The organism is Streptomyces sp. JJ38 (assembly GCF_019303475.1).
GTDB lineage: Bacteria > Actinomycetota > Actinomycetes > Streptomycetales > Streptomycetaceae > Streptomyces.
In genome coordinates this window covers 1-14,320 of sequence record NZ_JABLSI010000022.1, presented here as the reverse complement: position 1 = coordinate 14,320, position 14,320 = coordinate 1, and the positions used below count along the sequence as shown (strand labels likewise).

Genomic DNA, 14,320 nt, shown 5'->3' with positions numbered 1-14,320 from the left:
TCCATGTCGCTTCTGAACAGTTCCCTCCACGAGGTGGACCCGGACGTCGCCGCCGCCGTCGACGCCGAGCTCCACCGGCAGCAGTCCACCCTGGAGATGATCGCCTCGGAGAACTTCGCTCCGGTGGCGGCCCTCGAAGCCCAGGGCTCGGTCCTGACCAACAAGTACGCGGAGGGCTACCCGGGCCGCCGCTACTACGGCGGCTGCGAGCACGTCGACGTCGTCGAGGACATCGCCCGGGAGCGGATCAAGGCGCTGTTCGGCGCCGAGGCCGCGAACGTCCAGCCGCACTCCGGCGCCTCCGCCAACGCGGCGGCGATGTTCGCCCTGCTCAAGCCGGGCGACACCATCATGGGCCTGGACCTGGCCCACGGTGGCCACCTCACGCACGGGATGCGGATCAACTTCTCCGGCAAGCTCTACAACGTCGTCGCGTACCACGTGGACGCCGAGACGGGGCTCGTCGACATGGAGGAGGTCGAGCGTCTCGCCACGGAGCACAAGCCCAAGCTGATCATCGCGGGCTGGTCCGCCTACCCGCGGCAGCTGGACTTCGCCGCCTTCCGCCGGATCGCGGACGCCACCGACGCGCTGCTCATGGTGGACATGGCGCACTTCGCGGGCCTGGTCGCGGCCGGGCTGCACCCCAACCCGGTGCCCCACGCCGACGTCGTCACCACCACGACGCACAAGACGCTCGGTGGCCCGCGCGGTGGCGTGATCCTGTCCAAGCAGGAACACGCCAAGAAGATCAACTCAGCGGTCTTCCCCGGTCAGCAGGGCGGCCCGCTGGAGCACGTCATCGCGGCCAAGGCGGTCTCGTTCAAGATCGCGGCGAGCGAGGAGTTCAAGGAGCGCCAGCAGCGTACGCTGGCAGGGGCGAAGCTGCTCGCCGAGCGGCTGACCCGGCCGGACGCCGTCGAGGCGGGCGTCGCGGTGCTCTCCGGGGGCACCGACGTGCACCTCGTGCTGGTCGACCTGCGCAACAGCGAGCTCGACGGCCAGCAGGCGGAGGACCGGCTGCACGAGATCGGCATCACCGTCAACCGCAACGCGGTGCCCAACGACCCGCGTCCGCCGATGGTCACCTCCGGGCTGCGCATCGGCACCCCGGCGCTGGCCACCCGCGGCTTCGGCGAGGACGACTTCCGCGAGGTCGCCGACGTCATCGCCGAGGCGCTGCTGCCGGACTTCGACGAGGCCAAGGCCAAGGCGCTCGCCGTCCGGGTGACGGCGCTCGCCGAGAAGCACCCGCTGTACCCGGGTCTGGGCAAGTAACCCGGACCCGCCGGGACGCCGCACGGCACCCCGTGCGGCGTCCCGGCGCCACCGTCCGCACAAAGCTCCACCCACGAGCGTGGGGCACCGCCCGAGCTCCCCGGCACCGCCGAACACCTCCCGGCGCCGTCCGGGGAGCCGGGAAGATCCCCCGTACCGGGAAAGGGAGTCCGCCCCGTGGCCATTTCCGTCTTCGACCTGTTCTCCATCGGCATCGGCCCGTCCTCCTCGCACACCGTCGGCCCGATGCGCGCGGCACGCATGTTCGCCGGCCGGCTGAAGAACGACGGAGTGCTGGCGCAGACCGCCTCCGTCCGCGCCGAGCTCTTCGGCTCGCTCGGCGCGACCGGACACGGCCACGGCACGCCGAAGGCCGTCCTCCTCGGTCTGGAGGGCCACTCCCCCCGCACCGTGGACGTCGCCCAGGCCGACGCCTGGGTGGAGCGGGTGCGCGGCGAGCGCACCCTGCGGCTGCTCGGCACCGAGATAGGCGACGCCCACGAGATCGCCTTCGACGCCGACACCGATCTGATCCTGCACCGTCGGCGCTCCCTCCCCTACCACGCCAACGGCATGACCCTCTTCGCCTACGACGCCGAGGGCCGACCGCTTCTGGAGAAGACCTACTACTCGGTCGGCGGCGGCTTCGTCGTCGACGAGGACGCGGTCGGCGAGGACCGCATCAAGCTCGACGACACCGTCCTGCGCTACCCGTTCCGCACCGGCGACGAGCTGCTGCGGCTGACCCGCGAGACGGGCCTGTCGATCTCCGCGCTGATGCTGGAGAACGAGAAGGCGTGGCGCACCGAGGAGGAGATCCGGGCCGGTCTGCTGGAGATCTGGCAGGTCATGCGGGAGTGCGTGGCGCGCGGCAGCTCGCAGGAGGGCATCCTGCCCGGCGGGCTGAAGGTGCGCCGCCGGGCCGCGACGACGGCCCGCCAGCTCCGTGCCGAGGGCGACGCCCAGGCGCACGCCATGGAGTGGGTGACGCTCTACGCCATGGCCGTCAACGAGGAGAACGCGGCCGGCGGACGCGTCGTGACCGCCCCGACCAACGGCGCCGCCGGGATCATCCCGGCCGTGCTGCACTACTACGTGAACTTCGTCCCGGGCGCGGACGACGACGGCGTGGTCCGCTTCCTGCTCGCGGCCGGCGCGATCGGCATGCTGTTCAAGGAGAACGCCTCGATCTCCGGCGCCGAGGTCGGCTGCCAGGGCGAGGTGGGCTCCGCCTGCTCGATGGCGGCCGGCGGCCTCGCCGAGGTGCTGGGCGCCACCCCCGAGCAGATGGAGAACGCCGCCGAGATCGGCATCGAGCACAACCTGGGCCTGACCTGCGACCCGGTCGGCGGCCTGGTGCAGATCCCGTGCATCGAGCGCAACGGCATGGCGGCGGTCAAGGCCGTGACGGCCGCCCGGATGTCGCTGCGCGGCGACGGCCGCCACCACGTCTCGCTGGACAAGGCCATCAAGACGATGAGGGACACCGGCGCCGACATGAGTGTCAAGTACAAGGAGACCGCCCGCGGCGGCCTCGCGGTGAACATCATCGAGTGCTAGGGAAACAGGCCCTGACCAGCGCGTTCGTACCTTTCAGCGCTGTCAGGGCCTTCCCTGCTTACGCGGCGGAATGTCCCTGAAACCTCCCTGGGACAGACGTGAAAGTCCCTGAAAAGTCCCTGGGATGTCCCCGCTGCGCCGTGCTCTTGAGATGGTTTGCGCCGCCTCCGGGGGCCATGCCGCCTCATTGTGGAGCACGCACCTGGCCGCACACGGGCATGTCACGAGACCTGCGCATTAAAAGTCCTGGTGAGGACCGTCCGGTGAGGTCCGGACGGTCCTCCGTCGTCCGGAGATGCCTGGCCAGAGGGCACGAGCCGTGCCACGTCATCCAGTCGATGACGAGCCACAGGCGCCCGTCCGCTCACGCATCGCTCACGCGCCGCCCCGGCACGCCTTCAGCCGGGGGCTCGGTTCATAGCTGCACTGGGCGGTCGCCGGCCGCGTGTCCTTCCCGCTCCAAAACGTGTGCAAAGCCCCGGAGATCCCCATACCCTCCGGGGATGGATCTTCGTGAAGAACTTCCGGGCGACAGGCAGGCCGTGCGCGATGTTCACCTGCAGGCGTTCGGTGAGCATGGACTTGTCGTGGCCGCCATGGTCGATACCCTGCGGGACACCATCACACCCGGGGCCGGTCTCTCGCTGGTAGCCGAGCACGACCGGCAGGTCGTCGGCCATGTCATGTTCACCCGCAGTCTTCTGGATGCCCCTCGAAGGCTCGTTGACGTGCAAGTCCTCAGTCCTTTGGCCGTGATGCCTCAGCTCCAGAAGCGCGGTATCGGCTCGGCCCTGGTCCGCCACGGGCTGGGCGTCCTCACCGAGCGGGCTGTTCCCCTCGTCTTCCTTGAGGGCGATCCGGGCTACTACTCGCGTTTCGGCTTCGCACCCGGTGGTGGCCTGGGCTTGCGCAAGCCGTCCCTGCGTATCCCCGACGGCGCCTTTCAGGTCCTCAGGTTCCCCGGATATGAGCCATGGATGACGGGGACGCTGGTCTATGCGGAGCCGTTCTGGCGGCATGACGCAGTCGGCCTCCGTGACTGCGACGCATAGTGACACGAGCGCCGATACCCGCGTTGTGACGTGACGCGCCGCTTGGATGTTGGTCCGGACCGCGCGGGATCACCGGGCTACGCGGGTGGCACCGCGCGGACGCGTCGGCGAGATTGAGGACGACGAGGTCAGGCGCCTGCTGCGGGTCACCGCAGGTTACTGGGGCGGTTGCCGTTCACCAGGCACCGATGAGCGCGCGGATGGTGAGGCCGAGCCCGACGAGGACGACCAGGGTGGCCGTGAGTGGGGCACCAAGTCGGCTGATCCGGCGTACCAAAGCGTTTTCGGGCAGGCGGGAGCTCCACGTCGCCACCGCGTGGTCGCGGAATCGGACGAGCAGAATCCCTGCGGCGGTGAGGGTTGCGGCCATTCCCAGGCCGTAGCCGAGGACGAGCAGGATTCCGAAGGGTGTGCGGCCGAGGGCGATGGCGCCCAGCAGTACGACGAGCGCGGAAGGGCTGGGGACGAGCCCGCCGGCGATGCCGATGCCGATGAGTCCTCTTCGGTTGCCCGGGTGGGGGTGCCGGTGGGGGTGGGCGTGCTGGTGCCCGTGGTGTTCTGGCGTGGCGGGTGTGGTCTTGGTGAGGACGGCCACGGTGCCGGGCTGGGTCTGGCTTGCCGTGGCGGCCCGGCTGCGGGGGACGGAGGGGGCCTCGGCCGGGTGTGCGGCGCCTCCGTGGCTGCGGTCGTGGCCGGGACCGTGGCTGTGGCCGGGATGGTGGTCGTGGTCATGTGGGTGGTGGTGACCGTGGCTGTGGTGATGGTGGTGGTCGAGGGTGCGCCCGCGTAGGGCGCCGCTGAGCAGGCTGAGGCCGATCGCGGTGACCAGCAGGCCGCTGGCCAGAGTCAGCCAGCCGAGGACCGTCTCTCCCGCCACCGAGGTGACGACGGGCAGGAGGAGGCCGACGGCGAGGACGCCCGCGGTGTGCGTGACGGTGACGGTGGCTCCCACGGTGACGGCGTCCTGGGCCCGGCCGCGGCGCCCTGCGAGGTAGGCGGCCATGACGGTCTTGCCGTGTCCGGGCAGGACGGCGTGCGAGGCACCCAGGACCACGGCCAGGGAGAGGGCCAGCAGGCCCACGGGAAGCGTGAGTTCGCGCCTGCCGACGAGATCGGTGAAGAAGTCGCTCAGTGCGGTGTAGGCCGAGCTGATCGGGCCGAGCTCCGGGAGCGCGGGTGCGGCGGTTCCGGGGCCTTCGCCGGTGGCTGAGCCGGGTTCCGTGCTCAGGGTCGCGCTGCGTTGGTCCAACGGCTCCATGAGCAGGTCGTCGGGGTACTGGCGAAGCTCGTCGGTGACGGATTTGGTTGGCGCGGTGGAGTCGGTCAGGGTCACGCCGTCGCCGACTGCGGTCAGTTCGTGCCAGCCGATACGCGGTGCCTGGTGGGAGTCGGTGACGGACACCTCGGCGGATGTGGCGAGGTCGGCGGGGGTGTGCAGCGCGCATTCCAGGCGGCTGGTGCGGAGCCCGGCCTCGCCGGGGCGGTAGGTGAACGTCGCGGAGGTCACCGTCGTGATCCGGGGGCTGTCGGCCACGGTGACGTGCAGGTCCCGGGCCCGCTCGTCGCACTGCCGGGCGGCGTAGCGTTCGCGTTCGGGAGCGCTTGAGGTGCCGTCGCTGTCGGTGTCGACGGCGGTGCGTTCCTGGGCGGCGGCGAGTTCGGCGCGGTCGACGACGAGGGTGGTGTCGATCCCGTCGGGGGTCAGCCGCAGTCCGAGGTAGTGGTTGACGGTGAAGTTGCCCAGCGGGTGGGCGGCGGCGGGCCACGCGGTGGCGAGTGTGCCCGCGCACACGGCGGCGAGCAGGGCGCACACGGCGGGGATACGGCGGCGGGTGCCGGTCATCAGGTCGGGCCGATCTCGTCGAGGGCGGCACGGGCGCGGGGCGCGTGCAGGGGGTGGAAGTGGGGGTCGATGTCCAGGGCGCGGCTGAGGTCGCCGCGCGCGGCGTCGGTGTCGTCGAGTGCCTGGTGCATGCGGCCGCGGTGGTAGTGGAAGAGTGCGCTTCGGGTGCCGAGGGCGAGGGCGCGGTCGGCCCAGCGCAGCGCCTCCCGAGACCGTCCCGCGCGGTGGAGGGCCCAGGCGTAGGCGTCCAGGGAAGTGACGAACGGCCGCTGGGTGGCGGCTGCGCGGCCCAGCGCGAGGGCCTGGCGGATGTCGCCGTGGTCGGCGGAGAAGAGGACGGCCTCGGCTTCCGGGGCCACCCCGGCGGTGCGGAAGAGACGCGTCGTGGTGCGGAACAGCTCGTACTGCTCCTCCGCCTCACGAGTGCGGCCGAGGGACTGCAGGAGGTCGGCGAGCGCCAGGATGGTCGAGGGCTGGGGAACACGTGCGATGGCGGACCGGTAGTCGGCGACCGCCTGTTCGGTGCGGCCGAGCGCCGCATAGGCGCGGGCGCGTGCCGCGAGCAGGGCGGGCTCGTGCGGTGCCGACCTCAGTCCCTTCTCAGCGTGGACCAGGGCGTCGCGTGGCCGGCCGTCGTCGAGCGCGAGGAGGGCGAGATGGTTGCGAGCGAAGACGATGTCGTGCGGTCCCGCGGCCGCGTCCAGTGCGCGCCGCATCAGCCCCTCCGCACGCTCCGTCTCCCCGCGCAGCTCCCATGTGTAGGACGCGCGGGCCAGGGAGGGAGTCGCGGGCTGGAGGTCGACCATCCGCTGAGTGGCCTTGAACGCCTCGTCGTATCGGCCGAGTTGCAGGTAGGCGTCGGACAGGACGCCGTACGAGGGTGCGTGGTGCGGGTTGGCGTGGACGGCTTCCCGGGCGTGCTGCAGCGCGGTCGTGAAGTCGTGGCGTGCTGCGGCGAGGGCGCCGAGGCCCATGGACGCCAGGTGGTTGTTCTCCTCGGAGAGGGTCCGGGAGCGGCGCAGGGCCCGCTCGGCCTTGGCGTAGTACTGCGGGTCTGCCGAGGTCTGTGCCCGCTGGACGTAGCGGACTCCCAGCTCGGCCCAGCCGGTGTGATCGGCCGGGACACGGCGCAACCGTTCCCGCAGCGCCTGGATGTCCCGGTCGCCGCCGGGAGCCGCCAGGTCATCGCCCGGCCGTCCGGTTGTCGCCGGAGCCGCGTCCTCTCGTGTTGACGCGGGCCCGTCGGGGGGTGGGAGCAGCATGGCTCCGGCGGCGAACAGGGTCGCCGTCAGGCCCAGAGCGCAGGCGATCAGGGCGGGACGGCACCGGGTGCGTCGGAGCCGGTCCATCACGGGCGGTCTCTCTTCCGGGTAGCGGGCTGGGGCGGAGATTGCGCCTCGAACCGGAGGCGGCTGTTCGAAGGGGCGGACGTCGGCCGGTCACCGCGGTGACCGGCCGGTCCGTCGCTGTGGCCGGGATCAGTGGCCGTGGCGATGGCGCCGCGAGCGGTCACGCTCGCGCCACATGCGCAGGCCGCCGAAGCCCAGCAGCCCGATGCCCGCCGTGGCCAGGCCCGTCGATACGGCCGGGGCCACGGCCCGCTTCACGGCGGATTCGGAGGCCGTAGCCGAGGTCTTGGCCGCGCGGCCGTCCGGGGTGGAGCCCTGGTGCGGCAGCGCCACGTACGGGAACCGGGCGCCGAACGTCACGTCGTTGGCGTCGACCTTGTCACCCTCGGCCAAAGCGTCCACCAGCTCACCGGTCTGCGCGGCGCCTTCGGCGGCCTGCAGCGCGATGTCGACGACGTCGTCGGTCAGCCGACGGCCGTTCGGCCAACCGCCCAGGTCACCGGCGAGGACGGCGAGCCGCTGGGGCTGCTCGGTCACCGGAACGCTCATGTTCAGGCGTAGTTCCTCGGCCGGAACGATGGTCTCTGGGCGGGCGTCGCGGTTGAGGCGGTGCGAGTTGAGATCGGCCTTGATCGGCCCGCACTCCTCACAGATCCCGGTGAGGAAGATCTCGAACAGGTCTCTGCGCGGCGCGGGCGGCGCGGGGATGCCGTAGACCTGCTCGACGAGCTTGGGCAGGATCGGGTCGAGGACCTTGTCCACGACCGGCTGGACCGTGCGGTCCTGGAACGGCTCCAGCGTGTTGAACGCGTCCTTGAACTTCAGCGGTACGACGACCTCATTGACCAGGGGATTGCCCAGGCGGGAGACCTGCCGCCACCGGTCGTGTCCGGCGCCCTTGCCGGTCACGTCCGCGCCCTTGCGGTCGGTGGTGCTCCACACGCCGATGACCGGGTTGCGCTTCGGGCTGTGGTGCAGCGCGAGGGCCTTCTTGGGGACCTGGAGGGCGATGGTGTTGACGTTGTACCCGGCGAAGGTGTCCTTGCCCCGCTTGCTGAGGTCGCCACCGTAAAGGAGGTCGAAGACCCGCAGGTCGGCGAAGAACGGGTCCTCGGTCTGACCGGCGAAGCTGCGCGTGCCGCGCCCGGCCTCCACCACGGCCTCGTCGCGCAGCGCCGCGTAGTCGGGCATCGAGGCGTTGCCGACGCGGGACGGCGCCACAGGCGCGTCACGCAGCAGCTTGTGCCGCTGGCCCCAGCGGTCGGTGACGGTGAGCGAGTACGTCTGCCGGATGTTCAGGTCAGGGTCGTCGAGCGACGTCACCGGTCCGGTGTTGTAGAGGAACTGGCCCTCGGCGTCCCGGACGTGGGTGCGGAACTTCCAGGAGTAGGTGAGGTCGGCCCGGCCGTCGCCGTCGCTGTCGATCTTGATGTTGTAGCGGGCATCGTCCGCGAACTGGTAGAAGTTCGGGCCGCCGTCGGGCTCTTCGAAGGGAATCCAGTTCGCCACGAAGGTCACCGTGTCCGGCCGGTCCGGGCTGGTGAAGGCGTACAGGTCGGTGTTGTCCGCGCGCGGATCGCCGGCGATCAGCGGTGCCTCACGGTGGCTGGACGCCGAGCTGACGCCCGGGGCCAGCCCGGCCACGGCGACGGACGCCGCGAGGGTGGTGGCGCCGAGTCCGGCTAGGGACCGGCTGAACAGCCTGCCTCGGTCGGCACGGCGGGTGTGCCTGGTCAAACGAACCTACTCTCCCGGCGCCGGGCAGGCAGGAAGCCGCCTGTCGGCGGAGGTCCCTGCCCCGGTACGCCGATGTCAGCGACGGGGTGAGAGCTCCGGCCGATGCGGGCAGGCGCCGATTCGTCGGCGCACAGGCGGCTCGCCCGGGGCAACTCGGCACCGCTCGAAAGCTCGGGCGCCGCGCGCGGCCTCGTCACCGCGCGTGACCGCAGCAAACCATCACCGGACACCCGACAGCGGGGATCACCGCTACGGGGTGTCCCGGCGCACCAAGACGCTGGAAACCACGGAATGCCCAGGTGACCAGGGACGTGAACGACACATAAGGAGGGAGCAGGATCACTCGGAATGAGTACCTTCCGTTGCTCCGAACAGGCAGTGGCCCACAGCGCCGACGCCCAGTGCGGAGTGAGCGGCAGACGCAAGACATCGTCCGCTACGGCGGGGCTTCGGACGCCGCGGCCGACTCGCGACGTGAGCGCCGTGGTCGTCTCCGGGTACGGGGTGGTCACTCGACTGGTCGATGAGCTTGGAAGGCGCAGAACTGATCCCCGAGACATGGCCTTCGCAGGCTGGAACGACGTTAAAAGGCAAGGCAGTTGAGATGTCCTTCCGCATGCGCGACGGGAGTGTGTGGCGGCTCCGGAGGACACGCTGGAGTGGCAGCGGAGGAAGGGCGGGCACAGGCTGACGATCGAGACACCACGGCGTGCAGACCCCCCGCGACGCGCCTTTGAGCCCCTCGCCGTCGCGCGTCGGATTCCCCTCGGCGGAAAGAGACATGATGAACCGCACTACTGCTGTCGCCATGGCCACCGTGGCCGTGGTCGCACCCGGCATCGCCCTGGCACCGTCCGCCTCCGCGGACGGCGGGGGCAAGCACGACACGGTGCACCTGCAGGCCCATCTGGAGCCGGTGCCCTTCAGCAAGGTCAAGGGCTCGGGCACCGCCACGGTCAAGCTCAAGGGTCACAAGGCGACCGTCAGCGTCACCGCACACGGTCTGCTGGCCAAGGCCCCGCACGCACAGCACTTCCACATCGCGGCGAAGGGCCAGTGCCCGCCCGCCTCGGCGGCCCGCACAGTCAACGGGATGAAGTCCATCTTCACCACCGACGGTGCGCCCTTCTACGGCGGCATCGGGACCTCGCTCACCACCACGGGCGACACCAGCCCCGATTCGGCCCTGGCCGTCGACCGCTTCCCCGTCGGGCCGAAGGTCGACTACCACCGCACCATCGACGTCAGCGCGGAGGCCGCCAAGAGCCTGCGTGACGGCACCGCCGTCGTGGTCGTGCACGGCACCGACGTCAACGGCAACGGTAAGTACGACAACGTCCTCGGGCCCTCAGAGCTCGACCCCAAGCTTCCGGCCGAGGCCACCAACCCCGCCCTCTGCGGTCCGCTCATGAAGGCCGCCAAGGGGCCGGTCAAGGGCGGTCTCGGCGGTAGCCAGGGGACCGGCGGCGGCAACACGCTGGCTGTCGCCGGCGGTGCCGGTCTACTGGCAGCCGCCGGAGGCGCGCTCTACCTGCGCCGCCGCACCGGCCGAGTCAGCTGAGACGAGAGCCGGGTTGTGCCCCGAATCCGGCTCGGTGGCCGCCGCGGTGCCTGCACCGCGGCGGCCACCGCCTGCACCGCCATCGGAGTTGCCCTCGTCGTCTCCGGGCTCCCCACCGCCGGTTCGTCCCGGCTCCCGCCGACTCCGGCGGCCACCGCACCGCGCGCCGCGCCGCCGGCCTCCTCAACACGAGCCCTTGCACGGGCACAGCCCCACCGCGTCCGCGTGCCCGCCGTCGGCCTGGAGGTGGAGACGGAACCGGTCGGTCTGGACGTCGACGGTTCCATCGCTCTCCCGGGCGACGCCGACCACGCCGGCTGGTTCACCCACACGCCAACCCCGGGCCAGAACGGGAACGCGGTCGTCGTCGGGCACGTGGATTCAGAAAGTGGCCCAGCCGCCTTCTACGGCCTGGGCGCCCTGCGTCCGGGGGACCGCGTCCTGGTCGACCGTGAGCGCGGCCCCGCGGCCGAGTTCACCGTCACCGACACCGCCGTCCACAGCCGTGAGGATTTTCCCTCCGAGGCGGTCTACGGACCCACCACCGAGCCGCGACTGACGCTCATCACCTGCGCCGACTGGGATCCCGAACGCCGCACCTACCGGGCCAACCTCGTCGTCAGGGCCCGCCTGACCCCGTGAGCTCGGCGTAGACGACGACGTTGTCCGCGTACCGGCTGTCCTCCCGGGAGTAGGCGCCACCGCAGGTGATCAGGCGCAGGCCCGCGTGATCGAGGTTGCGGTAGACCTCGACCGTGGGAAACGCGTCCTTGGGATACTGCTCAACGCGTGTCACGGTGAACTCGGCCGTGCTGCCGTCCGCCCGCTCCACGAGAACGCCGTCGCCCGCACGCAGTTCGCCCAGACGGAAGAAGACGGAGGGCTCCCCGTCCCACGTGACGTGCCCCGCGATCACGGCCGGTCCCTGCTCACCGGGCGCGGGACCGGGCTCGTACCAGCCGGCCAGGTCGGTGTCCCGCGGAGTTCGCATCGCCCCGGACGAGTCTCTCCCGAGCTTCTCCAGCGGGGAGGACAGTCCGAGCGAGGGCACCGAGACGGTGGTGGGCACGGAACGCTGCATGGTCACCGTCTTCGAGCCACGTTCCCGAGTACCGGTGCCGGGGCCCTCCGGCGCACGCTCAGCCTGAGCCGTACCCGGCGGAGCGGGCATCCCCTGCGGCTCGTCCATGCCGCGCGGCAGCCCCGTGACCACCAGGGCCACGGAGACCGCCGCGAGGACCCCAGCGGCCGCCAGCCCAGTCCGTCGGCCGGACCGTGGCCACCGGGAGGGGCCGCGGGTCACGCGCGCTCGCCGCGCCGGTTCCGCACGGCGACGGCCGTGGCAGCGGCTGCGGCCAGCAGGCCGGCGCCGCCCATGGCCAGCACCGTCTCCGAGCCGTTCCGGCCGGCGTCAGCGCCCGGTCCGGTGCCAGTCTCCACGCCGCCCTCGGGCATCTCACCGATGGAAGCGCCCTTCACCATGCCGCAGTTGGCCGGGGCGGTGGCCTCAAGCGGCAGCTTCTCGTCCAGCGAGCTCTTTCCCGCCTCGCCGTCGTACTTCCCGTTGCCGTTCACGTCGATGCCGTGCTGCACGAGGTGCAGGTCCCTGAAGTGGTCCGCGACATCCTGCGAGACGGTGATGGTCCGCTCGTAGGAGAGGTTGCCGTCCTGGTCCGCCTTCGGGAAGCGGTCGACCGCGAGGCCGCTCTCCTTGGAGGTGTCGCCCTCGGTCGTCAGCGAGATGTTGACGTCGCCGTAGTCGGGCACGCCCTCGGCCGTGCTGACGATGCCGTCCCCGTCCTGGTCAGCGTCGGGCTCGGGGCAGTGGAAGTCCCGGCCCTGCGTGGAACCGTGGATGTGCTGGGCGTGCGGCGCGTTCGGCACCAGGCCGTTGGCCCGGATCTTCACGGTCAGCTCCGTGCCCTCCAGGCTGACCAGCGCGGTCCCGCTGGCGCCCGAGTCGTTCAGGGTCTCCAGGTCGATCTGGTACGCCTGGTCCTCGGCCGCCGACGCGGGCACGGACGCTCCGAGAACGAGGGCTGCGGGGAGCGCGGCGAATGCGGCGATCCGGGTGACGTTCCGGGATATCACAGTGGCTTCCCTTCCGGTGACCACGGGCCCGAAGCAGACCCCGTGGGCTCGGTTCCGCCGGATGCGGCGCTGCGAACGTCCACATCCATGGGCGGCTGTCACCCTCCCTTCGTCGCCGTGTGGGATCCGGATTGCACACGTCTGACGACTCTGCCGACACCGCCGGAGCCCCGGCCACCGGTTGACCGGCTATCCGGCCTCGTCGTGCAGGCGGGCCGGATCCAGAACGGTGATACGACCCCGGGCAAGGCGGAGCATGCCGCGGTCGGCGAACTCGCGCAGGACCTTGGTGCACGTCTCCCGCGAGGTGCCGGCCAGTGCGGCGAGCTGCTCGTGGGTGAGCGCGATCTGCGGTTGGCGGGCGCCGGGTCGCAGTCTCCCCGCAGCGCTGTCATTGCGCGTGGCGAGGGTGGTCAGCGTCGTGGCGATCCGCTGGGGGACGGACTTGAACACGGAGTCGGACAGGCGTTGTTCCAGGTCGGCCAGGCGTCGGCCGAGGATCTCGGTGATCCGCGCGGCGATGCGGGCGTCGGAAAGCAGGAACGTGTGGACGTCGGCGCGGCTCATGACACAGACGGCGACGTCGTCGAGGGCCTCGGCGAAGTTGTCGTACATGTGCTGGCCGAGCAGCGCCATCTCCCCGAAGATTGTGCCGGGGCTGATGATGGCGCAGGTGAGGGCCCGGCCCTCGGCGGAGACGCGGAAAATGCGGACCCGGCCGCGCTTGAGGATGAAGAGGATCTCGCTCGGCTGCTGCGGGGAGTGGAGGATCTCGCCAGCGCTGTAGGTCTTCATGGGCGCCGCGGCGGCGATGGCCGCCATCTCCGCGTCGTCCAGGTCGCGGAAGATGTCGACCTCGGAGACGCACCAGGTGCGCTCACGCTCGTCGGTCCCGCCGTCGTGGTCCTCGAACATGTGGTGGGTCTCCTCGCGTCGCCCGGGGGCCCAGGGCGGGGGTGCGACGCCCCAGGCGGGGACGGCAAGCGCCCCGGTGCCGTCAGTCAGACAGTAGGGCACCGGAACGCCGTGCGTGGTGCCGCCGCGTGGCTCGGGGCCTCCCGGTGGGAGTCCATTCCCCGGCCTCGCCTTCGGCGTCATCGGCCGACGGCGTCGGTTCCGCCCGTCCTGCGGGCGACGGCAGCGTAGGTCACCCCGGCGAGCAGCCCGAACACGAGGTGAGCGCCGAGGCTGGACGCGGAGACGTCGTTCCAGTCGAAGACGGGCATGCCCATGTTGGCGGGCATGATCCACAGCGCGCCCAGCACCCACCACAGGGCGCCGTAGGCCAACCCGAGGACGACCGCAGGCGCCATCCGCTGGGCGAACTGGCCCAGCACGACGCCGAACCCGATTCCGGCGAACAGGGCGATGCCTAGGTGGATAAGCCAGCCGACGAGGGCGTTGGTGGAGCCGAGCAGGCCCGCGACCATGGTGATCATCGCGGTGTCCGCCATCGGACGGGACACCGACATCCAGATGCCCATCCCCACGCCGCCCACCAGCCCGGCCGCTGCGCCGTAGACGGCGTGCACGGGCAGGACGGCGACGCGCGGGGAAAGGCGCACGGTGGTGGTCATGGTGAAGCCCCCTAGTTGCCGGTTGTCATGCCTTCACTTACGACGCTAGGCGGGCCTGCTTGTCCCGGTATGTGAGGGTGCTTACGTACGTCCCGGTAGTGGGCGCCGGGCGGGCGGCCGGGTCGGCTTCTCCGCGATGAGCAGACCGTATCCGAGGTTGCCGTCGGCGACGGCACCCCGGGCTGCGGCCAGCACGGCGGGCGCGGCGTCCAGGTCCGCTCCGGCCTGTGCGAGCCTGGCCGGGGCGGTGATGCGCAGCAGGTTCAGCCGGG

The 14,320-nt window shown here is 71.2% G+C and carries 12 protein-coding genes and 1 pseudogene; 5 read left to right on the top strand and 8 right to left on the bottom strand.

What is annotated here, in order from left to right:
* Window positions 1-3: 3 nt before the first annotated feature.
* From glyA to HPT28_RS14450, 3 genes are all read left to right on the top strand, one after another.
* Entirely contained in the window at window positions 4-1,278 is a 1,275-nt protein-coding gene (gene glyA / locus HPT28_RS14460; RefSeq protein ID WP_219091475.1) for a serine hydroxymethyltransferase, read from the top strand.
* Between the two features lie 177 nt (window positions 1,279-1,455).
* Window positions 1,456-2,838, top strand: a complete 1,383-nt coding sequence (locus HPT28_RS14455) for an L-serine ammonia-lyase (protein WP_219091474.1) — start codon at window positions 1,456-1,458, stop codon at window positions 2,836-2,838.
* Window positions 2,839-3,341: 503 nt separating this feature from the next.
* Window positions 3,342-3,890: a GNAT family N-acetyltransferase gene (locus HPT28_RS14450; RefSeq protein WP_219091473.1), complete on the top strand. Its 549-nt coding sequence runs from the start codon at window positions 3,342-3,344 to the stop codon at window positions 3,888-3,890.
* A 175-nt stretch (window positions 3,891-4,065) separates the two neighbouring features.
* On the opposite strand, the gene HPT28_RS14445 is transcribed toward HPT28_RS14450, so the two are convergent.
* The 3 genes from HPT28_RS14445 to HPT28_RS14435 form a co-directional block, all read right to left on the bottom strand.
* Window positions 4,066-5,733 (bottom strand): nickel transporter, encoded by a 1,668-nt coding sequence (locus HPT28_RS14445; protein WP_257578623.1) that lies wholly within the window; start codon window positions 5,731-5,733, stop codon window positions 4,066-4,068.
* On the bottom strand, window positions 5,733-7,082 hold the full coding sequence (locus HPT28_RS27435; protein WP_306824615.1) for a tetratricopeptide repeat protein: 1,350 nt from the start codon (window positions 7,080-7,082) through the stop codon (window positions 5,733-5,735). Before HPT28_RS27435 ends, HPT28_RS14445 begins: the two co-directional genes overlap by 1 nt.
* Before the next feature lie 129 nt (window positions 7,083-7,211).
* Window positions 7,212-8,819, bottom strand: coding sequence for a DUF4331 domain-containing protein (locus HPT28_RS14435; RefSeq protein WP_219091472.1), 1,608 nt, complete (start codon window positions 8,817-8,819; stop codon window positions 7,212-7,214).
* A gap of 781 nt (window positions 8,820-9,600) precedes the next feature.
* Here HPT28_RS14435 and HPT28_RS14430 point away from each other — a divergent pair.
* Both HPT28_RS14430 and HPT28_RS14425 read left to right on the top strand, forming a co-directional pair.
* Entirely contained in the window at window positions 9,601-10,380 is a 780-nt protein-coding gene (locus tag HPT28_RS14430; protein ID WP_219091471.1) for a hypothetical protein, read from the top strand.
* Window positions 10,381-10,605: 225 nt separating this feature from the next.
* Window positions 10,606-11,022 carry a sortase domain-bontaining protein gene (locus HPT28_RS14425; RefSeq protein ID WP_219091470.1) on the top strand — a complete coding sequence of 139 codons (417 nt, stop codon included), beginning with the start codon at window positions 10,606-10,608 and terminating at the stop codon, window positions 11,020-11,022.
* On the opposite strand, the gene HPT28_RS14420 is transcribed toward HPT28_RS14425, so the two are convergent.
* The 5 genes and pseudogenes from HPT28_RS14420 to HPT28_RS14400 form a co-directional block, all read right to left on the bottom strand.
* Window positions 11,000-11,461 carry a class F sortase gene (locus HPT28_RS14420; protein WP_306824614.1) on the bottom strand — a complete coding sequence of 154 codons (462 nt, stop codon included), beginning with the start codon at window positions 11,459-11,461 and terminating at the stop codon, window positions 11,000-11,002. The genes HPT28_RS14425 and HPT28_RS14420 overlap by 23 nt on opposite strands.
* A gap of 218 nt (window positions 11,462-11,679) precedes the next feature.
* Window positions 11,680-12,471 (bottom strand): hypothetical protein, encoded by a 792-nt coding sequence (locus HPT28_RS14415; RefSeq protein WP_219091469.1) that lies wholly within the window; start codon window positions 12,469-12,471, stop codon window positions 11,680-11,682.
* Window positions 12,472-12,660: 189 nt separating this feature from the next.
* Window positions 12,661-13,386, bottom strand: coding sequence for a Crp/Fnr family transcriptional regulator (locus HPT28_RS14410; RefSeq protein ID WP_257578622.1), 726 nt, complete (start codon window positions 13,384-13,386; stop codon window positions 12,661-12,663).
* Between the two features lie 179 nt (window positions 13,387-13,565).
* Window positions 13,566-14,048, bottom strand: a complete 483-nt coding sequence (locus HPT28_RS14405; RefSeq protein WP_219091467.1) for a hypothetical protein — start codon at window positions 14,046-14,048, stop codon at window positions 13,566-13,568.
* 81 nt (window positions 14,049-14,129) lie between these two features.
* Window positions 14,130-14,320, bottom strand: a pseudogene (locus HPT28_RS14400) (methyltransferase type 11); the annotation flags it as partial.

Coding starts and splice junctions, on each gene's coding strand:
- HPT28_RS14410 (WP_257578622.1), bottom strand. CDS start 13,386: ATGTTCGAGGACCACGACGGCGGGACCGACGAGCGTGAGCGCACCTGG.
- HPT28_RS14445 (WP_257578623.1), bottom strand. CDS start 5,733: ATGACCGGCACCCGCCGCCGTATCCCCGCCGTGTGCGCCCTGCTCGCC.
- HPT28_RS27435 (WP_306824615.1), bottom strand. CDS start 7,082: ATGGACCGGCTCCGACGCACCCGGTGCCGTCCCGCCCTGATCGCCTGC.
- HPT28_RS14450 (WP_219091473.1), top strand. CDS start 3,342: ATGGATCTTCGTGAAGAACTTCCGGGCGACAGGCAGGCCGTGCGCGAT.
- HPT28_RS14420 (WP_306824614.1), bottom strand. CDS start 11,461: ATGCAGCGTTCCGTGCCCACCACCGTCTCGGTGCCCTCGCTCGGACTG.
- HPT28_RS14405 (WP_219091467.1), bottom strand. CDS start 14,048: ATGACCACCACCGTGCGCCTTTCCCCGCGCGTCGCCGTCCTGCCCGTG.
- HPT28_RS14430 (WP_219091471.1), top strand. CDS start 9,601: ATGATGAACCGCACTACTGCTGTCGCCATGGCCACCGTGGCCGTGGTC.
- glyA (WP_219091475.1), top strand. CDS start 4: ATGTCGCTTCTGAACAGTTCCCTCCACGAGGTGGACCCGGACGTCGCC.